Annotated in this window: 1 protein-coding gene; it reads right to left on the bottom strand. The window is 37.8% G+C overall.

From position 1 onward, the window contains the following. Nucleotides 1–210 precede the first annotated feature (210 nt). Nucleotides 211–429: a YgdI/YgdR family lipoprotein gene (locus J1785_RS00490; protein ID WP_129990944.1), complete on the bottom strand. Its 219-nt coding sequence runs from the start codon at nt 427–429 to the stop codon at nt 211–213. Between the last annotated feature and the right edge of the window lie 229 nt (nt 430–658).

The following is a 658-nucleotide window of genomic DNA, read 5'->3' on the forward strand; positions in this document are numbered from 1 at the left end:
GCTTATAGCCAGTATTTTAAAATACCCGGCAAACCGGAATACCTGATGAAGAATGACTGATGTGAATTTCTATAATATGCAGGCGACACCCGCTGAAAAGCGTATAAGTCCTGTCAGGATGAATGTAACAGTATTCATTTCACGCATTCTACTTTCATCGTGCGGATAACGCCATTAATAATATTAATGGCGAACCCTGTGCCAGTGAGCTTATTTTTCAACAATCTCTTTGACATCACCCTGATGAACCTGGTGAACACTGCCATCAGTATCTTTATAAGAAATCAATCCCGTATCTTTATCTTTCACCGGCTTGCCATGTGTGGTGATCATATGCCCGTCATTGGTGGAAATAATATAATCACTGGAACAGGCGCTGACAGCAAACATGATGCCAATAACAGCCACGACACTTAAACCCTTTTTCATAAGAACTCCTGTTGAATTTTAACGCTAAATATCCGAAAAATACGCTATCAGGCTAATAAACATATGATTATTTTCAAGCCAGCCGCTTTCGGATAATAGCATTTGAAGGTTCGTATTATGCAGTTAATAGGGCCAGTAAATACAACAAATTGACAACAGGATGCAGAAAAAAAGAAATGCGTTAATATTTTAACATCCTGATAAAGAATTTTTCATGCTTATATTATGC

Origin of the sequence: Rahnella perminowiae, from assembly GCF_019049755.1 — a bacterium.
GTDB lineage: Bacteria > Pseudomonadota > Gammaproteobacteria > Enterobacterales > Enterobacteriaceae > Rahnella > Rahnella perminowiae.